The organism is Micromonospora sp. KC213 (assembly GCF_004348325.1).
Lineage (GTDB): Bacteria > Actinomycetota > Actinomycetes > Mycobacteriales > Micromonosporaceae > Micromonospora.
Genome location: NZ_SMKF01000035.1, coordinates 1 through 24,398 on the forward strand (window position 1 = coordinate 1; position 24,398 = coordinate 24,398).

Here is a 24,398-nt window from a genome sequence, read left to right on the forward strand (position 1 = left end):
GCGTCGGAGAGCCCCGAGCCGACGCCGACCTCGGCCTCGCCGACGCCGTCACCGTCGCCGCGCAGTCTCCCGCCGCGTACCCCGCTGGCCGGGCCGAAGGTGCTGCGCTCCGCGACCTCCGGGCTCTGCGTCGGCACCGACGGCGACGACGAGATGGCCCAGGCCCGACTGGTCGCCTGCACCGGCGGGCCGGAGCAGCGCTGGGTGGTCAACCAGGTCGCCCCCGACGTGTACACCCTCACCAACGCCGCACACGGCCAGTGCCTGGACGTCGACGGCGGCAGCGGCGACGACGGGGCGAAGCTGCTCCAGTACCCCTGCCACGGCCGGGACAACCAGCAGTGGCGACTGATCGGCAGCAGCGGCGGGCCGGTGCTGGTGGTCGCGGTGCACTCCGGCAAGTGCGCGCAACCGCAGGACGGCGCCGCCGAGGCCGGCGCGGAGCTGCGCCAGGTCCCCTGCACCAGCGCCGCCGCCCAGCAGTGGACCGTCGACTAGGCTGCGGCGCGGGACCGGCGGCGGAGCGGGGAGCTGGGCTTGGACACGGCTAGCGGATCCCAGTCGGGGCTGATCGGGGTGAGCTTGGACGGGTCGGCGATCACGGCACCGTTCTTGACTTCGGCGCTGAGCGGGCGGCCGAGGATCGCTCCGGCGGTGCCCAGGCCGCTGCTGACGGCGCCGACGATGCCGCTGCCCCAGATGGTGCTGGCACCGGTGAGCCACAGGCCGCGGATTTCGGTGCGCGGGCCGGGTCGGCGTGGACCGATCTGGTCGGCGGCCATCTCGATGCCGTAGCAGGAGCCGAGGGTGGACAGCGTGAACCGTTCATGGGTGAGCGGGCTGGACGCCTCCTGCCAGACGATGTGCTGACGTAGGTGCGGGATCACGGTGGTAGCGCGGTCGATCAGCTGCTCGGTGAGACGTTCCTTGAGCACGGCGTACTGCGGGTCCTTCCGGTAGTCGTCGCCGCTGGGCCAGAGTGTGCCCTGCGGCGCGAGGCACATCACCTCGAGGGTGGAGTGTCCGGACGGAGCGGCGTGCGGGTTTCCCGGATCCTTGGTGGTGGCCGAGGTGAGGAAGATCGGCATCTCGTCCGGGATCCGGCCGTCGTAGATGTCGCGGTAGACCTGTTCCACATCGGCGTGTGGGTAGCACCAGTACGTGCTGTTGGGCAGCTGGTCGGCGAGGTCGATGTCGAGTCCGAGATAGACGCTGAACAACGGCAGCGCCATCCGGTACTTCTCCACCCGGGCGACGGTGGCCGGCGCCAGGTGGTCGCGGCCGACGAGGTCGAGGTAGGTGCGCTTGAGGTCAGCGCCCGACACCACGATCGGGGCGCGGATCGCCTCGCCCCCGTCGAGCTGGACGCCGACCACGGTTCCGTCGTCTGTCAGGATGCGTGTGACGCGCGCCTTGGTGCGCACCTGGCCGCCGTGGGTCTGGATGACGTCGATGAGATGAGCCGGAATGACCTGGCCGCCGCCGCGCGGGTACCACGCGCCGCCGGTGAGATAGTGGTCAAGGAAAGCGCCGTGCAGCGCCACCGAGGTTCGCGACGGCGGCACCCCGTAGTCGCCGGACTCGCCGACGATCACCGCCCTGGCCAGCGGACTGAGCCGACATGCGGCGAACAGCCAGGTCAACGGCAGTAGCCCGACGGAGGCCAGGGTCGGCGCCGTCCGGACGAACCGCAGCATGCCTGCGATGCTCCACCCGGGGATCGCGGCGGCACGCAACTCGGCGCCGATCCGTCGCAGGATGCCCACGCATAGCCGTAGGCCACGCTCCTGGTCGGGGAACGCCTCGACCAGCCGAGCCAGGTAGGTGTCCCAGTCGCTGGGCACCCGGAACGTGAGATCAGGGAACACCAGCGTCGAGTGGCCGTCGGGGTCGAGCTGGCGGAAATCGATCCGACCGTCCAGTCCGAGACCGCGCAGTGCCGCCGTCATCCGCCCTTCGGGGTGACACTCACCGATGTAGTGCATGCCGACGTCGAACTCGTACCGGTTCCCCTTGCGCCGGAAGACCTGGCTGCAGCCGCCGGCTACCTGGTTCTGTTCGAGCACGAGAGTGCGCTTGCCGGTAGCCGTGAGATAGGCGGCGCAGGTGAGCCCGCTGAGGCCGGAGCCGATGACGATCGCGTCCCAGTCGTTCATGTGAACCACCTCCACCGAGCAGCATATCAAGCGCTATATCAAACGCTATAGCACTAGGATCAGTCCGTGGTCGAACGTCGTAGCGATCCCACCGTGCGTGTCCGGCTCCTGGAAGGCGCCGCCCGCCTGCTCGCCGAGGAAGGCCCGTCGGCGCTCACCCTGCGCCGAGTCGCCGCCGAGGCCGACACCTCCACGATGGGGGTGTATACGCACTTCGGCTCGATGGCCGATCTTGCCGACGCGGTGGTCACAGAAGGCTTCGCCCGGCTGGCCGCGCGACTCGCCGAGGTGCCACACACGGACAACGCGATCACCGACCTGGCCGGCCTGGCCCGCGCCTACCTGGTCAACGCGCGCCAAAACCCGCACCTGTACGCCGTCATGTTCGGTACCGCCCCACTGGGCATGTACCGCCCCCAGACCGCCGACGAGCGCAAACGCGGCCGGCCCACCTTCGAGGAGATCGTGGAGACCTGCGGTCGCGCCGTGAAACAGCGACGACTGCGACCGGCCGACCCGCTGGCGATTGCCAGCCAACTATGGACCGCGATGCACGGCTACGTGATGGCCGACGTCGGCGGCTACTTCGGCGAGGACGGCACCGAGCGTGTCCTGGTGCCCATGCTCGTCACCATGCTCAGCGGCCTCGGCGCCGATCCAGACACCGCACTCGCGTCGATCAAGACACTCACGGCGACCGACGCCACTCCCCTCTAGGCCGACGACGCTACGCGTCGCCGCCGTCGCGCAGCATCCGCAACTGGGCCAGGTGCTTGGGCAGGTGGACGCGGGTGTGCAGGTCCAGCGTGCGCGACCACGGCAGCGGCTCGTCCACCCGCAGGTCGAAGCCCTCCCGCAGGTGTGTCTCGACCGGGGTGTCGGCGGTCGGGCCCAGCCGCTCCACCAGGGCGCAGAGCCGGCCGCTGGTGGCGCGCAGCAGGGTGACCAGCCCGGCCAACCCGCCGTGCTCGGCGACCAGCGCGTCCAGCTCGCCGCGGTGCAGGGTCTCCGGGTCGTAGTAGGCGTACGGGGCTCCCGCCAGCACCGCCTCGGTCGCCTCGCTCATCAGTTCGTCGTTGGCGGCCAGGTGCGCCACGATCTGCTCGGCACTGGGTTGCCCGGCCGGGGGTGCGCCGAACCGGCCCGCCGTCACCTCGTGGAGCAGCTCGTCGTACGCCCGTCGCAGCCCGCCGCTGTCCATGGTTCCAGTCAACGTGCCCCGCGCCCGGCGGCACCGGCCCGGCGGGCGGGGATCACCCGGACGGGTCAGCGGCGACCGCGGCGGGCGCGCAGGTAGTCGGAGACCACGTACTCGCCGAGGTCGTCGGCGTCGGGGGTGAACACGCGGCCCCGCGCGCGGCGGGCCACCGCCTCGACGAACCGGCGCAGGCCCGGATCGTCACCGAGCATGAACAGGTTCAGCGTCGCGCCGTACCGGGTCAACCGGTCCACCTCCCGGACGGTCACCTCGATCGTCTCGGGCAGCGGCGGCCAGTGGAAGTACGCCTGCCCGTCGTCCGGGTCCAGGTGGGCGGTCGGCTCACCGTCAGTGACCACCAGCACCACCGGCTCCGCGCCCGGATGCCGGCGCAGATGCCGCCCGGCCAGCCGCAGCGCGTGCTGGAGATTGGTGCCCTGTTCCAGGTCCGGCTCGACCGCCGCCAACTCCTGGCGGGTCAGCGTCGTCGCCTCCCGGCCGAACCCGACGATCTGCAACGCGTCCTGCGGGAACCGGGTCGCCACCAGGTGCGACAGCGCCAGCGCCGTCTGTTTCATCGGCCCCCACCGCCCCTGGGAGACCATCGAGTACGACAGGTCCACGCAGAGCGCCACCGCCGCCGACGCCCGCCGCTCGGTTTCCACCACCTCGAAGTCCTCGACCGCCAGCGGAACCGGCACGGTCGGGCCGGCCCGGCGTACCGCGCGGGTCAGGGTCCGCACCACGTCCAGCGGCTGCTCGTCGCCGTACTGCCAGAGACGGGAGCCGCCGCTCACCTCGCCGGCCGCGCCGGCCGCCCGCAGCTCGTGTTGGCCGCGCGGGCCGGCGGTCAGGTCGGCGAAGACCCTCCGCAACGCGGTGCCGGCGAGCCGGCGCAGCGCCTTCGGGCTCAGGGTCAGCCCGTCGGCGTCCCGCGCCACCCAGCCCTGTCGGCGCAGCTCCCGCTCCAGCTCCTGCAGCCGGCGTACGTCGTCGGCGGCGTCGCGGCCCAGCGTCCGGGTGACCGCCTCGACGTCAACGTCGTCCAGGCTGGCGCCGGGATGCCCCTGTTCCAGGGCGTCCAGCAGCTCGTCCAGCTCCGCGATCTCACCGAGGGCGCCGGTGGCCTCGCCGTAACCGAGCGGCTGGTCACCCCGGACCCGCTCCCCACGCTGCCAGTTCAGGTCCGGCCGCAACGCGCGCAGGTGCGCGTCGAGCGCGGACAGTTCGCCGGCCAGCCGGTCGCCGAGGGACTGGCGCATCAGCCCGGCCAGCTCCGTGCGCTGCCGCTCCGACAACGAGCGCATCAGCCGCTCCCCGGCCGCCGACCGGCGGGCCAGCACGTCGACCAGTTCCTCGACGTCCCTGGGCCGCTCCGGGAAGAACTCGCCGTGCCGGCGCATGAACTCGGCGAACGCGTCGGTGGTGTCCTCGGCGCGGGCGTGCCGGGCCAGCAGGTCGTTCAGGTCACGCATCATCGCGGCGAGCTGCCGCTGCACCTGCGGATCGGCGGCGGCCCGCGCCGCGTCGCGCAGCCCGGCGAACCGCTGCTCCAGCACCTCGCCGCGCAGCCCGTCGAGGATCCGCTGGTACGTGGCGCGCGCCTCGGCGCTAACCCACTCGTACCCGGACAGCTCCGCCATCGCCCGGGCCGTGGACCGGGGCAGGTTCTCCAGCACCGTCTCGGCGAAGCGCGCCTCGTCGCCGTCGCGGCCCCGCAGCTCGTCCCGCTCGGCGGCGAGCGCCTGGTCGAGCAGAGCCCGGGCCCGGGTGACGGTGCCGTCCAGGTCGCCGCGGCGCAGCGCCTCCCGGCGCAGCCGCCGGGCCCGGGCCGCCAGGTCGTCCAGGCCACCCCGGCCCTGCGGGCCGCGCCGCAGCAGGTTCCGCAGCGCCTCCCGCAGGCTGCCGCCGGCGAGGACGTCCGCGCCGACCTCGTCCACCGCGGCCCGCACGTCGTACGGCGGGGCGAGCGGGTCGGGCCCACCGCGCCACTGGCCGTACCGGAACCGGTTGCCGGCCACGGTCAGCCCCGGCCGCCGTAGACGGTGCGCCCCGACTCGGTGACGTCCTTGCCGAGCCGGCGGGTCAGGTGCAGCCCTTCGAGCACGAACTCGACACCGGCGGCAGCCTGTTCCGGCGTCGGCGCGTCGCCCAGGTCGAGCCGGTCCAGCGCCTTGGCCAGGCCGGGCACGGTGCCGACCTGGCGCAGCAGCTCCGCCGAGGAGACCAGCTCGCCGGTCTCGATCACGGTGCCCTCCGCCACCAGGGCGGTGAAGCCGGACAGGTCCAGCCCGGCCAGCCGGGCCCGGAACGTCTCGGCGGTGGCGGCGCGCAGCAGGTGCGCCAGGATCTCGATCTCCCGCCCCTCCTCGCCGCTCTCGAACTCCACCTTGCCGCGCAGGGTCGAGGTGACCGAGACGGCGTCGCCGACCCGGGCGACCGCGGCTTCCCCGCGTACCCCGTCGGAGGCGGCACCGGCGAGCAGGCCGGAACGGCGCAGCGCGGCGGCGGCGACCGTCTCCGCGGCGGCGATGGCGAACCGGGCGGAGACGCCGGAGCGCGGGTCCACCGACGGCGACTCGCGCACCGCGCGGGCGAACCGGGCGAGGACCTCCAGCACGTGCTCCGGCACCTCGGCGACCAGGTCGGCCTCCTGCCGGACGAGCGCCAACTCCAGCTCCAGATCGACCGGGTAGTGGGTCCGGATCTCCGCGCCGAACCGGTCCTTGAGCGGGGTGATGATCCGCCCCCGGTTGGTGTAGTCCTCCGGGTTGGCGCTGGCCACCAGCAGCAGATCCAGCGGCAGCCGGAGCTGGTAGCCGCGGACCTGGATGTCGCGCTCCTCCAACACGTTGAGCAACGCCACCTGGATCCGTTCGGCCAGGTCGGGCAGCTCGTTGACAGCGAAGATCCCCCGGTTGGTGCGGGGCACCAAGCCGAAGTGGATCGTCTCCGGATCGCCGAGGGTACGCCCCTGCGCCAGCCGGATCGGGTCGACGTCGCCGATGAGGTCGCCGACGCTGGTGTCCGGGGTGGCCAGCTTCTCGCCGTACCGCATCGAGCGGTGCAGCCAACCGATCGGGAGGTCGTCGCCGGCGGAGCCGACCAGCGCGCGGGACGCCGGGGTGAGCGGGTGCAGCGGGTGCTCGTTGAGCACCGAGCCGGGGATCACCGGCGTCCACTCGTCGAGCAACGCCACCAGCGAGCGGATCAGCCGGGTCTTGCCCTGGCCACGCTCGCCGAGCAGCACCATGTCGTGGCCGGCGAGCAGCGCCCGCTCGACCTCCGGCAGCACCGTGTCCTGGTAGCCGACGATGCCGGGGAAGCGTTCCCCGCCGGTCCGCATCCGGGCGAAAAGGTTGTCGCGGAGTTCCTGCTTGACCGTGCGGTAATGGTGGCCGGCCGCGCGCAGCCCGCCGAGCGTGGTGGGCAGCTCGGCGGGCGGGACCGGGGGAACCTGGTGGGGAGCGGTCACCCGACCCACGCTAGCTCAGGATTTCCACACCGCCCGGGGGGCCGGTCCCGCCCCGTGCCGGGACCAACCCCCCGGGGGGCGCTCAGGCGCGACGGCGCAGGTGGTACGCGTACGTCGCGGCGGCCAGCGCGACCGCCCAGACCGGCCACAGCAGCATCGGCAGGGCGGCGGAGTTGACCTCACGGATCAGTTCCAGAAACCGCGGGGCGGCCAGGATGTCGACGCTGGCCGCGAGGACGGCCAGCGTGACCAGCCCGGCCGGGATCACCGCCAGGAGCACCGGCACCGGCCGGCCCGCCAGGCCGGGCAGCCAGCGCGGGAACCGCTCCCCCCAGCGCGCCACGAGCCCGAGCGTGAGCACCGCGCCGACCACGGCGAACGCGCCCAGTCCGGCGCCCGCCCAGACCGAGCCGTCGGCGTGCATGTCGGCCAGCGCCTCCCGGGACATACCCAGCGGGATCCCGGCCAGCCAGGCGAACCGGATCAGCGCGTAGAGCACCGGGATGACGGCCGCGGTCCACGCCGCCCACCGGCCCCATCGGGCGGCCGAGGCGGGTGCGGCCCACGCGGGTGAACGCCCGTCGGCGATCCGGTGCCGCCAGCGCAGCAGCGCGCCGGCCAGCAGCATCCCACCGACCAGGGCGGCCAGCCGGGCGAACAGCGGCCAGGTGAAGATCTCGGCGTAGTCCACCGGCGGCCAGCCGAACGGCGCGCCGACGATCAGCATCGGCGCGTAGCCGAGCAGGGCCAACACGCGCATCCCGGGGACCACCACCGCCAGCGCGAGGGCCACGGTCGCGGCGTACCCGGTGATCAGCAGGCGCAGTGGCCGGGACGGCCGGACGGCCGTCCCGGCCATGGCCAGGGCGGCGACCGCGCCGGTCAGCAGCACGGCCGCGAACAACGGCGGGCCGACGGAGACGGGCACCAGCCCGAGCAAACCGGCCCCGTCGCCGCCGTGCGGGTCGTTCGCGCCGAGCGGATAGCCGGCGCCGGTCAGCGTGGACACCAGGGCGAGCACGCCCCAGACGCCGAGCCAGGCGGCGGCGACCGGGGCAGCCAGGTCGAGTCGGGTACGCAGCGGGAGAGTCATGCCCTGAAGCCTCGGCCGGCCCGTCGCCGGATTCCTCCCGCCCCGGGGTGGACCCGCTCCCCCGTGGGAGGGAACGCCTCAGCCGGCCGGAACCACGAACCCCGACTCGTACGCGGCGACGACCGCCTGGGTCCGGTCCCGCACCCCGAGCTTGGCCAGCACGTTCCCGACGTGCGTCTTGACCGTCTCCACGCCGACCACCAGCCGCGCGGCGATCTCCTGGTTGGACAGCCCGGCCGCCATGAGCCGCAGCACCTCCGCCTCCCGGTCGGTCAGCCGGGCGGCGCGCAGCCGGTCCCCGCCACGCCGCCCGTACGCGCCGACGAGCTGCCGGACGGCGGCCGGGAAGAGCAACGACTCGCCGGCCGCCACCACCCGCACGGCTTCCACCACCTCGGCCGGGCGGGCCCGTTTGAGCAGGAAGCCGCTCGCCCCGGCGCGCAGCGCCTCGTAGACGTACTCGTCGTTGGCGAACGTGGTCACCACCAGGACGCGCGGCGGGTCGGCGGAGGTGGCGAGCAGCCGGCGAGTGGCCTGGATGCCGTCGATGCCCGGCATCCGCACGTCCATGAGCACCACCCGCGGGCGCAGCTTGGCGACCAGTGGCGGCACCTCCGCGCCGTCCGCCGCCTCCCCCACGACGCGCAGGTCCGGCTGGGCGCTCACGATCGCCCGCAGGCCGATCCGGACCAGTTCGTCGTCGTCGACGATCAGCACGTCGATGGTCACTCGGTCTCCTCCCTCGGCGCGGGCAGGGTGGCCCGGACCCGCCAGCGGTCCTCCTCGGGGCCGGCGTCGAGCTGCCCGCCGAGCAGCAGCACCCGCTCCCGCATGCCGTCCAGCCCGCGTCCGCCGCCGGTCGGCCCGGGGCTGCCGCGCACAGCGTTGACCAGCTCGATTTCCAACCCTTCGGGGGGTACGGCGACCCGCAGCGTGACCGGCCCGCGGCCGTGCCGGACCGCGTTGGTCAACCCCTCCTGCACGATCCGGTAGCCCTCGCGGGACACCACGGCGGGCAGCGCGTCCAGCGGCCCACCGATCCGGGACTCCACCACCAACCCGGCGGCCCGGGCGTCGGCGACCAGCCGGTCCAGACCGGCCAGCGTGGATTGCGGCGCGGTGGTCGCGGGGCCACGCCCGGTCCCGGTGTCCCGGAGCAACCCGAGCACGTGGTCGAGGTCGTCCATGGCGCGCCGGCTGGTCTCCTCGATGGCCCGCAACGCCCGCCGGCTGAACTCCGGGTCGGTGTCGAGCAGCTCGCGGGCGGCCCCGGCCTGGAGGGTCGCCACGGTGAGGGCGTGCCCCACCGAGTCGTGCAGTTCCCGGGCCAGCCGGTTGCGCTCGGCCAGCCGGACCGCCCGGGCCTCCAGCGCGGCGATCCGCTCGGCCTGCGCCGGGCCGAGCAGCACCGGCGCCATCGACGCGGCGAGCGCGCCCAGCCCGGCCACCGCGTAGCCGAGGGCGACCAGCACAGCGAGCCCGACCAGCCCGGCCGGAACCGGGTGGGCCGGGTCGAGCGGCCCGAAGCGCTCGTCCGGCGCGACGCCCGTGTCGATCCCGGCCAGGCCGGCGACGAACACCAACGCCATCGGGAACGCGCTGATCGCGGCGAACAGCACCGCCGCGCCGGTGCCCAGGTGCAGGGCGATCCAGAGTGCGGCGCGCAGCCGGGTCTCCCGGTCGATCCGGTGGTCGGGGGCGGGCTCCGGCAGGTCGACGGCGAGCAACGCCCGGGCGGCGGCGATCTCCAGCGCCCGGCTGCCAGCCAGGAACACCGGCACCACGGCCAGCCCGGCACCCACCAGCAGCAGCCCGAAACCGAGCGGGCGCGGCACGTCGGCGCTGCCCAGCAGCCGCGCGAAGGCCACCACCAGCAGCGCGTACGGCAGCGCGAGCACGCCGCCGAGGAGCAGGAACACGGCACGCCGCCAGGTGCTGCCGCGCACCAGCGGCGCGAACACACCCCGGATGGTCACCCCGGCATTGTCCCGCCGCCGGGCGATCCGCGACTCCCCCGCCCCGGGGAGATCGGCTCAGCGGGCTCGCAGCCGGGCGCGGATCATCCGCGGTACGGCCGCCAGGCCGGTGACCGGACGGAAGGCGTGCGCGGCGGCGACCAACGCGGCGTACTCGTCGTCGGCCAGGTCGATCTCGGCGGCGGCCGCGTTGCGTTCCATCTGCTCCACCCCGGACGCACCGGGGATGGCCACCACGTTCGGGTGCCGCAGCAGGTACGCCAGCGCGATCTGGCTCGGTGTGGCGTCGTGCGCGTCGGCGACCTCCCGCAGGGTCGCGATGAGTGCGCTGCCGCGCGCCAGGTTCTCCGGCAGGAAGTACGGGTTGCCCCGGCGCACCGCCCCGCTCGGCGGGTTCATGGCGTCGTAGCGGCCGGAGAGGAACCCCTGCGCCAACGGGCTGTACGCGATGACGATCCGGCCGGCCTGCTCCGCGTACGGGATCAGGTCCTCCTCGGGGCCACGGTCGATCATGCTGTAGCGGACCTGGTTGCTCAGCACCCGGCGGCCCAGCGCGGCCTCGGCGAACCGCCACCGGCGCAGGCCGTAGTTGCTGACGCCGACCTCGCCGACCAGCCCGACGTCCTGCAGAGTGCGCATGCCGCTCATGGTGGTGGTGTCGGCGACCACCGGGTTGGGCTGGTGCACCTGGTAGAGGTCGATACCGTCGACGCCGAGCCGGGCCGCGGAGGCGACCGCCCGCTGCTGCACCACCGGAGCGATCGGCAGCAGCGGAAAGATCTTGCTGGCCACCACGGCCTTCACCCGGTCGTCGCCGAGCGCCGCGCCGAGGATGCGCTCGCTGCGGCCGAAGCCGTACAGCTCGGCGGTGTCGAAGAGGGTGACCCCGAGTTCGAGCGCACGCCGCACGATCTCGGCGGCCCGGCGCTCGTAGTCGGGGCCGTAGCCCCACTCCGGGGAGCCGAACTGCCACGTTCCGAGGCCGATTTTCGAGATGGGCTTGGGGGTGTCGAGCCGGACGTAACGCATGGTCCGAAGCTACTCCCCGCCGGTGTGCCGCAGGCCGGCCGGCACCTCCGTCTCCCCGTCCACCGGCCGGGAGCTGCCCCGGCTCCGCTACGAGTGGCACGTCGGGCACGGTTAGGGTCTTCAGTCGTGACCTACCTCGCCAGCGACGACCGTTACCACTCGATGAGCTACCGGCGCAGTGGCCGCAGCGGGATCCGGCTGCCCGCCGTCTCGCTGGGCCTGTGGCACAACTTCGGGCCGGACCGACCCTACGAGCGGCAGCGGGACATCGTCCGCCGCGCGTTCGACCTGGGGATCACCCACTTCGACCTGGCGAACAACTACGGGCCACCACCGGGTGCCGCCGAAGAGGCGTTCGGCCGGATGCTCGCCACCGACCTGAAGCCGTACCGGGACGAACTGGTGATTTCCAGCAAGGCCGGATACCTGATGTGGCCCGGCCCGTACGGGGAGTGGGGCTCGCGCAAGAACCTGATCGCCTCGCTCGACCAGTCGCTGCGCCGGATGGGCCTGGACTACGTCGACGTCTTCTACTCGCACCGCTTCGACCCGGAGACCCCGCTGGAGGAGACGATGGGCGCGCTCGACGCGATCGTCCGCTCCGGCCGGGCGCTGTACGTCGGTGTCTCCAACTACACCTCCGAGCAGACCGCCCGCGCCGCGGCGATTCTGCGCGACCTGGGCACCCCGCTGCTGATCAACCAGCCTCGGTACTCGATGCTCAACCGTCGGATCGAGGACGACGGCCTGCTCGACACGCTGGCCGGGGTGGGCGCCGGCTGCATCGCGTACAGCCCACTCGCCCAGGGCCTGCTCACCGACCGCTACCTGGCTGGCATCCCCGAGGACTCGCGGGTACGCACCAGCGTGTTCCTCGACGAGAGCGACCTCACCGAGCAGAAGCTGGCCACCATCCGAGGACTCGGCACGCTCGCCGAGCGACGCGGCCAGAGCCTCGCCCAGTTCGCGCTCGCCTGGGCGCTGCGCGACCCGAGGATGACCAGCCTGATCATCGGGGCGAGCAGCGTGGCCCAGCTGGAGACGAACGTCGCCGCGGTCGACAACCTGGACTTCACCGCCGACGAGCTGGCCGAGATCGACCGGCTACTCGGCTGAGCCGGCGTCGGCGAGCGCCGAGGGGTACGCCGGCACGCCGTCACCAGACCCGGCGGCGGCCGGCGCGGTGGTTGCGCACCCCGCAGGGGCGACCCGGGGGCGGGGCACTGGGCCGGCGCAGCCGTAACGCCACGATCGCGCCGAGCAGCACCGTGGCGGCCGCGGCCCCGCTCGCCAGCAGGTAGGTGTCGTCACGCAGCCGGGACACCGCCGCCACCGGTACGCCGCCCGCCCCGGTCTGCGCCGGCTCCGTCGTGAACGCGGGCACGCCGGTTGGCCCGGGTACTCCCGCAGCGCCGGGCGGCCCGGCCAGGACCTGCGAAGCGGTGACGTCGGCGGTCGGGGACTCGGCCGCCGGCTCGACGAAGTCCACGTCGGAGCAGGAGTAGTAGGTGTCGGCGCTGTCAGAGTTCTGCCACACCGTGTAGATCAGGTGCCGCCCGGCCAGCCCGACCGGCAACCGCCCGGTGAACTCGTACGCGCCCTTGCGCAGCGGCGGGTCGGTCACCGTCACAAAGGGGCGCTCCGACAGGTCCGACCAGGTCAGTCGCTTCTGCGGGTCGTAACCGGGGAGGGTGGCGTAGAGCCGGAAGGTGCCCTCGTGCGGGACGGTGCCCGCGTAGCGGAACGTGAACCTGGCGCCGCCGGTCACCTCGGTCGCCGGCCAGTCGTCGCGGGCCAGGTCCAGACCCCGGTACGCGGAGAGGCCGCCGCTGCACAGCTCGCCGTCGGGGATCTTCTCCCGGTCCCGGCCGGCGACGCCGTACTGCCGGATGTTGTCCCACTCACGCAGCGCCGCACCGGCCTCCAGCGCGGCCCGGCAGGCCGGCGTCGAGGCGTACTCCCCGGCCGGGCCACAGGCCGCGTTGCGGCTGACCGGGCTGGTGGGCGCGCCGTGCGCCGCGGCCGGTGCCGCAGGCAGCGCAACGGTCGCGACGCAGACCGCGACGGCGGCGAGCACTCGACGTACGGGCTTCACGGTGGACCTCCCGCGCACTGGTACGGACGGCGCGCGGCAAAGGTTCACCGCCGACGCCGCGGGCGCACGGCCGCGAGGCTGTGCCACCTGCCGGGGTTCCAGGGACGGCGGGCCGGGCGGGGTTGGCTCTACAGTGACCACACCTCATTGATCAAGGAGCGTGCCGTGTCCGAGCCGCCACCACCACCGGACTCCCCCGGAGCCAACCCGCCCGCCGGCGGAAACGACCGTCCACCGCCCCCCGACGCGACGCCGTACCTGCTGGTCATGCCGACCGCGGACGGCGCGCCGCCGAACCTGGTCTGGCCCGGCCCGGAGGGTCAGCCCGGGTGGGCCATCCCGGTCGCCGTCCCACCCGGTACCCGCGGGTTCGCGGTGTTCGTACCCCTGGTGCCGGCGACCGACGACCCGGCCGCCACTCCGATGGTGCCCGTCGTGGCCGCGGCGGCCACCGCCGGACCCGGCGGCGACCCGACCGGCGGGCCGGCCAGCCCGGCCGTCGGGCCGCCGTCGGCTCCGTCGACCGGTACCGCCGTGACCGACCCCACCGCAGCAACGGGTACCGGAGTGACCGACGCCGCCGGGGCCGGGGTGACCGGGGCCGGCGGCCCGGCCGGGGCGACCGCGCACGCCGCCGCCACGCCGCCGGCCGGCACCGGTGCCGGCTCGGCGTCCGTCACCGGCCCGACCGCACCGGCTCGTCCCGGCCCGGTCACCGGGCCCACGCCGCCCGACGGGTCACCCGCGCTGCAGTACGGCGGGCCGCCGGTCTCCTGGGCGCCCCGGCCGGCCCCGCCGGGCTTCCTCCAGCGGTGCTGGCCCGGCCCGAAGCCGGCCACCGGCTGGGCGGTACCCGCCGCCGTCGCGGCCGGGGCGCTGGGCGTGGCCTCCTTCGTCCCGCTGGGTCGGGTCGGGATCGGCTGGTTCCTCGGCTGGCTCGTGCTGACCGTCGCGGTGCTCGCCGCGGTGCGGTCGCGCACCGTCGGGATGGCCCGCACCGAACGCCTGGTCCGGGCCGGCTGGGCCGGGGCGGCACTCGCCTTGCTGGCCGTGCTCGCCTTCCGCAACGCCTGGTGGCTGGTGACCTTCTGCGTGCTCGGAGCGCTCGGTTGCGCGGCGCTGGCGATCATCGGAGGGACACTGATCCGCTCGATCCTGTACAGCATGGTCGCGGCCCCGTTCGCGGCGTTCCGCGGGCTGCCGTGGGTACGCCGGCACCTCACGGCCGCCCCCGACACGGGGGTGATCCGTCGAGTGGTCTGGTCGACGGTCGCCACCGGGCTCGTGCTGCTGGTCTTCGGTGGCCTGCTCTCCTCCGCCGACGCGGCGTTCTCCGAGGTCCTCGGCGCGATCATGCCGGAGATCAACGTCGGAGGGCTGTTCCGGTGGCTTTTCCTGGCCGCGGTGGGTGGCCTGATCGCCGTCGCCGCCGTCTACACCCTGGCCGCCCCGCCGGACCTCTCCACGGTGGACCGGCCCGGCGAGCGCCGGCTCGGCGTCCTGGAGTGGGCGCCGGCCATCGCCGCGCTGACCGCACTCTTCGCCGGCTTCGTGGTGGTGCAGTTCACCGTGCTCTTCGGCGGGCAGCGGCACGTCCTGCGTACCGCCGGTCTCAGCTACGCCCAGTACGCCCGCAGCGGCTTCTGGCAGCTCGTGGTCGTCACGCTGCTGACCCTGGCGGTCCTCGGTGGGGTGACCCGGTGGGCGCGGCGGGAGCGCCGGGCGGAGAGCGTCCTGCTGCGGGTGCTGCTCGGCCTGCTCAGTGCGCTCAGTGTGGTGATCGTGATCTCGGCGCTGTCCCGTATGTACACCTACCAGAAGGTCTACAGCTTCACCGGTGAACGGATCTTCGTGATGGCGTTCGAGCTGCTGCTCGGGACGGTCTTCCTGATGATCCTGGCCGCCGGCGTCCGCTGGCGGGGGCGGTGGATCCCCGGGGTCACGGTGGGCTTGGCCGTGGCGATGCTGCTGGGGTTGGCCGTGCTCAACCCGGAGGACTACGCCGCCCGCCGCAACATCGCCCGGTACGAGCAGACCGGCAAGATCGACGCCTGGTACCTGCGGGCGCTCTCCGCCGACGCCACCCCGGCGCTGGCCACGCTGCCGGACCGGGTCCGTCGCTGCACGCTGAGCTGGATCGACGACGACCTCGACCGGGCGGACCCCTGGTACGCGTGGAACCTGGGCCGGGCTCGGGCCCGGGCCGAACTCGACCGGCTCGGGCCACGGGCGATCGGCGGGCAGAAGGACTGCAAGGCCGCCGACCAGTTCGACCTGCCCAAGACGCGCTGATCCGGCTCGCGCCGCCACGGTCATCCGGGCCGTGGCGGCGCGACACGGGCGTACCCCACCTGGTCGCAGCGGCGGCGTGTGGTCGCAGGCGGACGGCGTGCCGGAAGCCGGCGGCAGTGGGCCTTCAGCCGTGTCGGGGGGACGAGGTGCTGTCGCGGACGATCAGTTCGGTGGCGAGCTCGACCCGTGGGCTCTCGATCTTCTCTCCGTTGGCCAGTCGTAGCACCGTACGGGCCGCGAGCATGCCCATCTCGGCCAGCGGCTGCCGGATGGTGGTGAGCGGCGGCGAACACCACCGGACCTCGGGCAGGTCGTCGAATCCGACCACGCTGACGTCGTCGGGCACCCGCAGGCCGCGTTTGCGGACCGCCTCGTAGACGCCGAGTGCCATCTGGTCGCTGGAGGCCACGATGGCGGTGGGCGGGTCGGGCAGGGCCAGCAGGTGGTTGCCGGCCGTGTAACCGGCCTCGTGGTAGAAGTTGCCGGGACGGACGAGGGTGTCGTCGACGGCGATGCCGGCGGCGTCGAGAGCGGCCCGGTAGCCGTCCAGCCGCGCCCGGCTGCACATCAGCTGCGGTGGGCCGGCGATGAAGCCGATGCGGCGGTGACCGAGGCCGAGCAGGTACTGGCTGGCGCGCAGGCTGCCGGCCCAGTTGGTGGCGCCGATGGTGGGCGCGTCCTGCGGGGCCACCCCGGCGGGGTCGACGATGACCACGGGAACGTGCAGCCGGCGCAGCTCGGCCTGCAACGGTGGCTCCACCATCGAGGTCACGAAGATGACTCCCTCGGTGGAACGGGTCCGCATGTTGTCGAGCCACTGTTTCGCCGCGGAGGTGCGCCGGTGGATGGCCGACACGACGGTGCCGGCTCCGCTGGCGTGCGCCACGTCCTCCACCCCGCGGATGATCTCCACGGCCCACGGGCTGTCCAGGTCGTTGAAGACCAGGTCGATCAGGGCCGAGTTGGTACGCCTGCTCGGCAGGCGGCGCCGGTAGCCGTGCTGGTTGAGCAGTTCCTCGACCCGTTCCCGAGTGCCGGGGGCGACGTCGGATCGGTTGTTGATGACCCGGGAGACCGTGGGCACGGAAACGCCGGCCAAGCGCGCGATCATCGCGATGGTGACGTTCCTGTTGTCGTCTGCGCCCACGGTCCACCTCTCGTCGTGGCGGGAGCCTACGGTGGCAGAAGCTACCGTAGGTGGTGTCGTCACCCCTTGACGCTGCCGGCCAGGCCGCCGATCAGCTGGCGTTCGGCCACGGCGTAGAAGCCCAGGGCCGGCACCATGGACAGCACCACGTAGGCGAGCACCCGGGCGGTGTCGTCGGAGTACTGGCCCTGGAACGCCTGAACCCCCAGTGGGAGGGTCCACCATCCCTGGTCGGTGAAGACGACCAGGGGAAGCATGAAGTTGTTCCAACTGGCGACGATCGCCAGCACGGAGACAGTGGCCAGAGCCGGGCGGGCCATCGGCAGCAGGACCCGCCAGAAGAACCCGAAGGGACCGCAGCCGTCCAGCGTCGCAGCCTCCTCCACCTCGCCGGGGATGGTGCGGAAGAACTGGCGCAGGATGATGATGGTGATCGGCAGTCCGAAGGCGGCCTGCGGCAGGATCACCCCGAGCGGGTTGTCCAGCAGACCCATGCCGCGCAGCAGGACGAACAGTGGCAGGATCGCCACCGCGAAGGGAAACATCAGCCCGACGGCGAAAAGGGTGACCAGGAGTTCCCGGCCCCGGAACGCGAAGCGCGCGAAGACGAACGCCGCCATCGCCCCGGCACCGACGACGATGACCGTGGTGCTCACCGCGATCAGCAGACTGTTGCCCAGGTTCCGCCAGAAGACGCCCGAGGTGACGATGTCGGTGTAGTTGCCCGGCACCCAGGGGTCGGGCAGGCCGAGCGGGTTGGTGGAGAGCTGGCCGTTGTCCTTGAACCCGCCGATCACCCCGAACCAGACCGGTACGACGATGAGCGCGCCGACAGCGATGCAGATCAGGTGCAGCACGAGGCTGCGGGCCCGCCGGGCCGGGTGCGCCGGGCTGGTCATCGCTGGTCTCCTTGGACGGTGAGGGCGCCCTCGGTGTCCCGACGCAGGACGAAGCGCTGGTAGACGAGGGCGAAGGCGAGGCTCAGGACGAACATGACGATGCTGATCGCACTGGCGTATCCGACCTCGAAGCGGCGGAAGCCGTACTGGAACATCGTCACGGCCATGGTTTCGGAGGCGTGGATCGGGCCACCGCCGGTGAGCACCCAGACCATGTCGAACAGCTGGATGGTGCCGATGACCGACAGGAACACGGCGATCCGGATGGTCGGTCCGAGCAGGGGCAGGGTGACGTGCCGGAAGGCCTTCCAGGCGTCGGCTCCGTCGGTGACCGCGGCCTCGTGCAGCTCCTTGGGGATGCCCTGCCGGGCGGCCAGGAAGAGGATCAGGTAGAGGCCGAAGTACTTCCAGGACACCACCAGGAAGACGGCGTACAGCACGGTGTCCGGATCGGCGAACACGGCTCCCGCCTCGGCCCCGAGCCACCGCGAGATCACGTCGCCCAACCCCCGGTTGGGCGAGAACACCAGGGTGAAGAGCACCGCCGTGGTGACCTCGGAGAGCACGTACGGGGCGAAGAAGACCAGCCGGTAGAGGCTGCGCCCCTTCAGCGGCTGGTTCAGCAGCATCGCCAGGCCCAGCGCAGCGGGTAGCTGAACGGCCAGGGAGAGCACGATCAACACGAACCCGCGCCACAGGTCGCCACGGAACACCTGGTCGGCGAAGGCTCGGGTGTAGTTGTCCAGACCGACGTGGTTCTGCGGCAGGCCGAAGCCGTTCCACTTGTACAGGCTGGCGTAGCTGGCCACCGCGATGGGCGCGACGACCAGCAGCAGGAACAGCGTCAGCGCCGGCGTCAGGAAGACGGCGAGGGCCCGACGGCGGCCCGGCCGGGACCGGGAAGCGCGCCGCGACGCGGTGGCCGACCCCGACTCCGGGGGGCCGGCCACCGCGTCGCCCCGCCCGGCGTCCGGCACGGTCGATGGCCTGGTCATGCCTGCTCCACTGGGTGTTCGCCGACGGCTACGGGTCGCTGGGAGGGGGTGGTCATCGCTACTGGCTCTTCGCCACCTGGGTGATGTCCTTGACGATCTGCGCGGCCGTCTTCGTGCCGGCGATCAGTTCGGCGACGCTGTCGTTGACCTGCTGGCCGACGGCGGGCGGGTACGCCTGGTCGAGGTAGAGCTGGAAGCCGCTGGCGTTGGCCAGGTTCTCCGCGACGATCTTGTTGTTCGGGTCGGAGATGGCGTCCGAGGCGTCCTTGACGGTCGGCAGGACCGCGCCGGTCTTGGCGGACCGCCGCTGGTTGTCGACGGTGAGCAGGAACTTGAGGAAGTCGGTCGTCGCGGCGGGGGCGTCCTTGCCGACGGCGAAGCCGTTGCCACCGCCGAACGCGTCCGAGGCGGAACCCTTGCCGCCGTCGACGGCGGGGAACGGGAAGAAGCCGAGCTTGTCGCCGAGACCCTTCTTACTGGTGGAGCTGGACGCCTGCACGGCCGGGGCCCACTGTCCCATGAGTTCCATGGCCGCCCCACCGTTGCCCATCGTGGCGGCCTGGCCGTCCGCGGAACCGTACTCGGCGCCGAGGAAACCTCGCTGAAAGGGTTGCAGGTCGATCAGTTCCTTGAGCCGTTCGCCGGCGGCGACGAAATCCGGGGTGTCGAAGTTCTTGTCCTTGGCAGCCTGTTGCAGGGCGGGCAGCCCACCGATGCGCATAGCCAGGTAGGCCCAGTAGTAGTGGGCCGGCCACTTGTCCTTGCCGGCCAGCGCGACCGGCACGGTGCCGGCGGCCTTCAGCTTGCGGACGGCGTCGAGGACGCCGGCCCAGGTGGTGGGAACGGCGCTCACCCCGGCCCGCGCGAAAAGATCCTTGTTGTACCAGAAACCGACCATGCCGAGGTCGAACGGCACGCCGTAGATCCGGTCGTCGATCGTGTACGGCTGGATGGCGGCGGGCAGCAGACTGCCCACCCACGGCTGCACCTGGTCGGTGATGTCCTTGACCAGGCCGGCCTCGACCTGCTGCCGGAGCACGCCCCCGCCCCAGGACTGGAAGAGGTCCGGCGGTGAGCCGGCCTGGGTGGCGGTGGTGAGCTTGGCCTTGAACGCCTCGTTCTCCAGCGGCTGGACCTCGACGGTCACGTTGCTGTGCGCGCTCTTGTACTCCTGGGCCATCGCCGCCCACACCGGCAGCATCGGCTCGGTGTTCTGGATGTGCCACCAGTTGATGGTCTGCGCGGCGTTCGGGTCCTGAGAGGTGTCGTCACCGCATGCGCTGAGCAGGTAGGCGCCGGCACCGGCGCCGGCGAGACCGAGCAGGGTTCTGCGGGAGAGGTGCGTCGTCATGATCCATCCCTTCGAGGACTCACGAGGTGCTCGGATGCCGGCCGAGCCGGCGGGATCTGGAACGTGTATCTCCGAAACTTTCACTGCTTCACCGGTATTACCGATCGATGGGCGGCACGCTACGAGCTGTTCCCTCCCGGGTCAAGGGGTCTGTCGTGTCAGGACTCGAACCGATAGCGTGTTCCCGACCTCCTGAGTATCCGGACACCATTCGGAAGTTTTCGAGAGCTGCATCAGAGGAGCCGACGTGTCGACCGAGACCGCTGACGTGGCGACCGCCGCCGGGTCGATCCGCAACCCCGTCCTCGCCGGGTTCCACCCGGATCCCTCGATCCTGCGGGTCGGCGACGACTACTATCTGGCCACCTCGACCTTCGAGTGGTATCCGGGGGTCCGCGTACACCACTCCCGCGACCTCGTGCACTGGCGACCGCTGGGCGGGATCATCACCGAACGCCGCCTGCTCGACCTGCGCGGCTGCGGCGACTCCAACGGGGTGTGGGCACCCGACCTGTCCTGGCACGACGGCGAGTTCTTCCTCGTCTACAGCGACGTCGCCAGCTTCGCCAGCGGCTACTGGGACCCGCAGAACTTCCTCGTCACCGCCCCCGACATCACCGGCCCCTGGTCCGATCCGGTGAAACTGCACGGTCACGGCTTCGACGCCTCGCTGTTCCACGACGAGGACGGCTCCAGTTGGCTGCTGAGCATGAGCGCCGACTGGCGGCCCGGGCGGGACCGCTTCGGCGGCATCGAGATCCAGCGCTACGACCGGGACGCCCGCCGGCTCGTCGGCCGGCCCCGCCTCCTGTTCACCGGCACCCCGGTCGGGCTCACCGAGGGCCCGCACCTGTACCGCCACGACGGCTGGTACTGGCTCATCACCGCCGAGGGGGGCACGAGCTGGGAGCACCAGGTCACGGTGGCGCGCTCCCGCGAGCTGTTCGGGCCGTACGAGGTGGACCCGGCCGGGCCGCTGCTGACCTCGGTGGGCCGGCCCGACCTGCGGTTGCAGAAGGCCGGCCACGGCAGCCTGGTCCGCACCCCGCACGGCGAGTGGTACCTGGCCCACCTGGTGGGTCGTCCCTACACTCCGCTGGGCAACTGCGTCCTGGGGCGGGAGACCGCGATCCAACGGGTCGACTGGCCGGCGGGCGGCTGGCCCCGGATCCCCGGTGGCGTCCCGGCGGACGAGGTTACCGCGCCCAGCCTGCCCGCGCACCCGTGGCCGGCCGAGCCGGCCACCGACAACTTCGACGGCCCGGAGTTGGGCCCGTGCTGGTCGACCCTGCGCCGACCGGCCACCCCGGACTGGATCGACCTGCGGTCCCGCCCGTCGTACCTGCGGGTGCACGGTGGGCAGTCGCCGGTGGGGCGGCAGACGCCCAGCCTGGTCGCGCGGCGGGTCGGGGCGACGCACTGTTCGCTGGAGACGGTGGTCGAGTTCGACCCGCTCGACCACCGCCAGTTGGCCGGGGTCACCACCTACTACAACACCCTCAACTGGCACCACCTCTACCTGACCCGGGCCGACGACGGCCGGACGGTACTGGAGCTGCTCAGCGCCGACAGCGGGCGGCGCACCGCGTACCCCGAGCTGACCGTCGACGCCGACGGCGTCACCCGGGTCGGCCTGCGTGCGGAGTTCGACGGGCCCGTCGTCCGCTTCGGCTACGACCTCGGCGCCGGTTGGCGGCAGCTTCCGGTGGAGTTGGACGCGACGATCCTCTCCGACGAGCACGCCGCGCTGATCATCGACGGGGAGCCGGCGGCGTGGGGCTTCACCGGGGCGTTCCTCGGCCTGTGGGTGCAGGATCTCGGCGGCGACGGCGGCCACGCCGACTTCGACCTCGCCACCTACCGGGAGCACTGACCCCGGCCGCCGCACCCGTCCCGCCTCTCGCTGCCCACGGTCCGTCGCCACGAGAAACTTCGCCCCGCCGGGCAACCCCCGGCGTCGCCGACTCCGTGACTATCCCGGAATCAGGGATCGGAGGACGGAATGGGCGATCGTGACGCGGCATTCGCGGAGTACTTCGCGGCCAGATCGGAGGCGATGCGCGGTACCGCTAAGGCACCCTGGGTGCGGCGGCTAGGTGGCCGCCTTCGCCCTCCCATGAGTCCTGGGCAGCAGGATCGGCCCCGGCAGGAGCCGGTATGCCGACGGTGTGCAGGATGTCTTGTGCGTGGACGCGGTTGTCGCTGGACGCGGCTATGGCCAGGGCCGCGTCGGCGGTGCGTTTCGCGGTGCCCGGCGGTACGACGAGCAGATCGACTCGGTCGCTGTCCTCGATCAGCGCGGTGAGCAGGCTGGCGGGTTGGCTGGTGAAGTAGCCGAGGCGAAGGAGCCGGCCGGCCACGCCTAGCCGGCGGCGGGGGTGGTCGGTCCAGCCGGCGGAGCTGAGGACCAGCCGGGTGATTGGTCCGTGCAGCCGGTCGATAACCAAGATCAGGCCGGGCAGCTCGGCGACGGGGTCAGTCGAACGGGGCCACCATCCGCCATCCAAAAGGGTGCGGCGCGACCCGGTGGGCTGCATCCGCAGGCGAGGCGTAGACGGTGGCGTTGGCGAGATCGCCGTCCTGCGGCGGGACGTACCGTTGAGCGTCATATCCCTCTCCCTCCCGCCTCGTCGCCCTGGGGTTACCAGTTTTCGACGTCAGGCAGGGTTGGCGTGCGCGATCGCGATAGGTACCGAGCCGCCCTGGACGGCGCGGGAGCGGGTCAGCGTTGGTGGCGCAGTTGGGTGATCCGGGCGGCGCCGACCGCCATGGTCAGCAGGGCCGTGCCGACACCGGCGATCAGCAGCCCCAGCGCCAGTGGCAAGCCCTCGTGCATCCACAGGAAGCTGACCTCGGCGCTGCGCGTGTTCTGCAGCATGAAGACGATCAACGCCACGGCCAGCAACGTGGCTACCCAGGCGGCACCGGTGCGGGGTGGACATCCGTCTGGCGGTCAGCGTTCATGGCGGAGCGGTCGTGGGCCGTTGCGGTGCAGTGGTGGCCCGGTCCGCACGTTCGCGGTGCGTGTGGTGAGACATGACGTCCCCTACGGGTTGGCCGGGGTCAGGCACCTCAAGACGGCATGTCGCTTCCAGTATATGCCCATCGTACGCCTGTTCGGCCGGAACTGCTTCTCGGCGGTCTCGTCGACCGCGGTCAATGCCGTTTCCGGCAGGAAATACCGCCGGTTCCGGTGCCGGAACACGCGGTGGTAAACGGCAGCTGTCGCAGGCCTCGCAGCGGCACCAGCGGGTTCTCGGCACTCGGTACGCGACCGCACCGTGATGCTGGTCCGTACCGCCGTTACAGATACTGGCCGGTCGTCTCGCTGTCCTGCCTGGCCACCCGGACGGCTACCACGTTGGCGAGGTTGACGATGACGGCATTCTCGGTTGCCTCCCGGTTGTACCTGGCACGGGTCAGGACCAGACTGCGCCGCTCGTCCAATGCCTTGGCGATCACCCCAAGCGCCTCGTCGGGGCCGGTGAAATCGGTGGTCAGCACGGAGACGTCCTCACCGCCTACCGGGTGAAACCGAATGATCAGTTCGACATTCTCAGCCACGCTCGACTCCTTCCGGGAGGCGTATCGCACGTCGAGCCCATGCTCCGGCTCGCGAGCACCGGCCTGCCACCGGCCGCCGCCCAACCTGTACCCGGGGACGTCGCGGATTCCACATCCCACTCTCGCTCACTGAGCCAGCTGCTGGCGGCGAATCGGACCAGGCTTGCGGGTAGCGGCCCGCTGCCGTTGCCCGCGCTCACGCCGGCCGCCCCTATCCCGGACTCCGGTGATCAGCGGTTTGTTCGCGCGCCGACCCAATATCGGGGACGGTGGTTGGTTCCGCCGTGGCAATGTCCTGATCGCTGGACATCCTTGGCAATTTGCCTCCTAGGGCGAGGTCGGTGACATCGCCGATGGTGGCGGTAGCGGTGAGCGCCGCCGCGAACAGAACGAGCTGGTTGACGACACTGAGCGACACCAGCAGCCCAACCGTGCCCGCGACCACGTGATAGGTGGGGTTGGCCTCGATGCGCTGCACGAAGAAGCCACCGACGGTCTTGAGCAGCTCCAGCCCGATCGCGACGAGCAGCGCCGGTAACGCGACCCGGCGCGGCGGCATCCGCAGCCGCGGCAACCCGGTCAGCACGGCGATCGACAGCAAGGTGTTCACGGCGACGCCGACCACGAGGCCGACCACGGCGAGCAACCCGCGGGTCAGGGCGGCGTCCGCGCCGGTGGTGTCGATCAGTCGGCTGGCCAACGCGGTTGTCGTGAACGCTGTCGCCAGGGACACGACCAGCAGGAGGCCGAGTCCGGTCAACACGAGCAGGTCGATCAGCAGGCGGACGACGAAGGTGCCGGGATACTCGGGCAGACGCCAGACCTTGCGGATCGAGGAGCGCAGCGCGTTTACCCAGAACCAGCCGGTGACCGGCAGGCCGAGGAACGCGATCACCCCGGCGGCGCCGCGCGCGGTGCGTAGCGCCTGCACGTCGAGGTTGGGCAGGTTCTGGTCAAGATAGCGCTGCACCGAACGTTGCACCGCGGGATCGTCGAGCACGAACCCGAAGAGCGCGAAGCCGAGCAGGGCCAGCGCGAACGTGGCGAAGAACGCGTAGTAGGTCACCGCCGCGGCGAGCCGACCGCCGTCGGCCTCGGCGTAGCGCACCGCGGCCCGGGCCAGGTGGT

General features: G+C 72.3%; 22 protein-coding genes. 5 read left to right on the forward strand and 17 right to left on the reverse strand.

Annotation, left to right across the window (positions count from 1 at the left end):
- A partial coding sequence (locus E1166_RS10480) for an RICIN domain-containing protein (protein WP_132337965.1) occupies window positions 1-498 on the forward strand: 498 nt, incomplete at its 5' end.
- On the opposite strand, the gene E1166_RS10485 is transcribed toward E1166_RS10480, so the two are convergent.
- Window positions 495-2,156: an NAD(P)/FAD-dependent oxidoreductase gene (locus tag E1166_RS10485; protein WP_132337967.1), complete on the reverse strand. Its 1,662-nt coding sequence runs from the start codon at window positions 2,154-2,156 to the stop codon at window positions 495-497. The genes E1166_RS10480 and E1166_RS10485 overlap by 4 nt on opposite strands.
- 66 nt (window positions 2,157-2,222) lie before the next feature.
- Here E1166_RS10485 and E1166_RS10490 point away from each other — a divergent pair, with 66 nt between their 5' ends.
- The gene (locus E1166_RS10490) at window positions 2,223-2,873 is read left to right on the forward strand and encodes a TetR/AcrR family transcriptional regulator (protein ID WP_132337969.1); all 651 of its coding nucleotides are present in this window, start codon (window positions 2,223-2,225) and stop codon (window positions 2,871-2,873) included.
- A gap of 10 nt (window positions 2,874-2,883) precedes the next feature.
- Here E1166_RS10490 and E1166_RS10495 read toward each other — a convergent pair whose 3' ends face one another.
- From E1166_RS10495 to E1166_RS10525, 7 genes are all read right to left on the reverse strand, one after another.
- Window positions 2,884-3,357 (reverse strand): hypothetical protein, encoded by a 474-nt coding sequence (locus E1166_RS10495; protein ID WP_132337971.1) that lies wholly within the window; start codon window positions 3,355-3,357, stop codon window positions 2,884-2,886.
- A 65-nt stretch (window positions 3,358-3,422) separates the two neighbouring features.
- On the reverse strand, window positions 3,423-5,375 hold the full coding sequence (locus E1166_RS10500; protein ID WP_132337973.1) for a VWA domain-containing protein: 1,953 nt from the start codon (window positions 5,373-5,375) through the stop codon (window positions 3,423-3,425).
- A gap of 2 nt (window positions 5,376-5,377) precedes the next feature.
- The gene (locus E1166_RS10505) at window positions 5,378-6,838 is read right to left on the reverse strand and encodes a sigma 54-interacting transcriptional regulator (protein WP_132337975.1); all 1,461 of its coding nucleotides are present in this window, start codon (window positions 6,836-6,838) and stop codon (window positions 5,378-5,380) included.
- A gap of 73 nt (window positions 6,839-6,911) precedes the next feature.
- Complete coding sequence (locus E1166_RS10510) at window positions 6,912-7,922, reverse strand: hypothetical protein (protein ID WP_132337977.1); 1,011 nt, start codon at window positions 7,920-7,922, stop codon at window positions 6,912-6,914.
- A 78-nt stretch (window positions 7,923-8,000) separates the two neighbouring features.
- Window positions 8,001-8,651 carry a response regulator transcription factor gene (locus tag E1166_RS10515; protein WP_132337979.1) on the reverse strand — a complete coding sequence of 217 codons (651 nt, stop codon included), beginning with the start codon at window positions 8,649-8,651 and terminating at the stop codon, window positions 8,001-8,003.
- Window positions 8,648-9,898, reverse strand: a complete 1,251-nt coding sequence (locus E1166_RS10520; RefSeq protein ID WP_132337981.1) for a histidine kinase — start codon at window positions 9,896-9,898, stop codon at window positions 8,648-8,650. The genes E1166_RS10515 and E1166_RS10520 overlap by 4 nt, the downstream gene beginning before the upstream one ends.
- 57 nt (window positions 9,899-9,955) lie before the next feature.
- A complete protein-coding gene (locus tag E1166_RS10525; RefSeq protein ID WP_132337983.1) occupies window positions 9,956-10,927 on the reverse strand; it encodes an aldo/keto reductase in 972 nt (323 codons plus the stop codon).
- 126 nt (window positions 10,928-11,053) lie between these two features.
- Between E1166_RS10525 and mgrA the strand changes: the two genes are divergently transcribed.
- A complete protein-coding gene (gene mgrA, locus E1166_RS10530; RefSeq protein ID WP_132337985.1) occupies window positions 11,054-12,043 on the forward strand; it encodes an L-glyceraldehyde 3-phosphate reductase in 990 nt (329 codons plus the stop codon).
- Window positions 12,044-12,083: 40 nt separating this feature from the next.
- Here mgrA and E1166_RS10535 read toward each other — a convergent pair whose 3' ends face one another.
- A complete protein-coding gene (locus E1166_RS10535; RefSeq protein ID WP_132337987.1) occupies window positions 12,084-13,022 on the reverse strand; it encodes a lytic polysaccharide monooxygenase in 939 nt (312 codons plus the stop codon).
- Between the two features lie 165 nt (window positions 13,023-13,187).
- Between E1166_RS10535 and E1166_RS10540 the strand changes: the two genes are divergently transcribed.
- Window positions 13,188-15,314 (forward strand): DUF4173 domain-containing protein, encoded by a 2,127-nt coding sequence (locus tag E1166_RS10540; RefSeq protein ID WP_243710287.1) that lies wholly within the window; start codon window positions 13,188-13,190, stop codon window positions 15,312-15,314.
- 124 nt (window positions 15,315-15,438) lie between these two features.
- Here the strand turns inward: E1166_RS10540 and E1166_RS10545 are convergent, their stop codons facing one another.
- Genes E1166_RS10545 through E1166_RS10560 form a run of 4 tightly spaced genes read right to left on the reverse strand, consistent with a single transcriptional unit; the run spans window position 15,439 to window position 19,706 of the window.
- Complete coding sequence (locus E1166_RS10545) at window positions 15,439-16,461, reverse strand: LacI family DNA-binding transcriptional regulator (protein ID WP_132337989.1); 1,023 nt, start codon at window positions 16,459-16,461, stop codon at window positions 15,439-15,441.
- 59 nt (window positions 16,462-16,520) lie between these two features.
- Window positions 16,521-17,360 carry a carbohydrate ABC transporter permease gene (locus E1166_RS10550; protein WP_132264354.1) on the reverse strand — a complete coding sequence of 280 codons (840 nt, stop codon included), beginning with the start codon at window positions 17,358-17,360 and terminating at the stop codon, window positions 16,521-16,523.
- Complete coding sequence (locus tag E1166_RS10555; RefSeq protein ID WP_132337991.1) at window positions 17,357-18,355, reverse strand: sugar ABC transporter permease; 999 nt, start codon at window positions 18,353-18,355, stop codon at window positions 17,357-17,359. Before E1166_RS10555 ends, E1166_RS10550 begins: the two co-directional genes overlap by 4 nt.
- 58 nt (window positions 18,356-18,413) lie before the next feature.
- The gene (locus E1166_RS10560) at window positions 18,414-19,706 is read right to left on the reverse strand and encodes an extracellular solute-binding protein (RefSeq protein WP_132337993.1); all 1,293 of its coding nucleotides are present in this window, start codon (window positions 19,704-19,706) and stop codon (window positions 18,414-18,416) included.
- Window positions 19,707-19,953: 247 nt separating this feature from the next.
- Here E1166_RS10560 and E1166_RS10565 point away from each other — a divergent pair, with 247 nt between their 5' ends.
- Window positions 19,954-21,579 carry a glycoside hydrolase family 43 protein gene (locus tag E1166_RS10565; protein ID WP_132337995.1) on the forward strand — a complete coding sequence of 542 codons (1,626 nt, stop codon included), beginning with the start codon at window positions 19,954-19,956 and terminating at the stop codon, window positions 21,577-21,579.
- 196 nt (window positions 21,580-21,775) lie between these two features.
- On the opposite strand, the gene E1166_RS30855 is transcribed toward E1166_RS10565, so the two are convergent.
- The 4 genes from E1166_RS30855 to E1166_RS10585 form a co-directional block, all read right to left on the reverse strand.
- Window positions 21,776-22,315 carry a DUF5994 family protein gene (locus E1166_RS30855; RefSeq protein ID WP_165944308.1) on the reverse strand — a complete coding sequence of 180 codons (540 nt, stop codon included), beginning with the start codon at window positions 22,313-22,315 and terminating at the stop codon, window positions 21,776-21,778.
- A gap of 113 nt (window positions 22,316-22,428) precedes the next feature.
- On the reverse strand, window positions 22,429-22,602 hold the full coding sequence (locus E1166_RS10575) for a DUF1049 domain-containing protein (protein ID WP_132337997.1): 174 nt from the start codon (window positions 22,600-22,602) through the stop codon (window positions 22,429-22,431).
- A 407-nt stretch (window positions 22,603-23,009) separates the two neighbouring features.
- Complete coding sequence (locus E1166_RS10580; RefSeq protein WP_132337999.1) at window positions 23,010-23,270, reverse strand: hypothetical protein; 261 nt, start codon at window positions 23,268-23,270, stop codon at window positions 23,010-23,012.
- Window positions 23,271-23,481: 211 nt separating this feature from the next.
- A complete protein-coding gene (locus E1166_RS10585; RefSeq protein WP_243710288.1) occupies window positions 23,482-24,378 on the reverse strand; it encodes a YihY/virulence factor BrkB family protein in 897 nt (298 codons plus the stop codon).
- Between the last annotated feature and the right edge of the window lie 20 nt (window positions 24,379-24,398).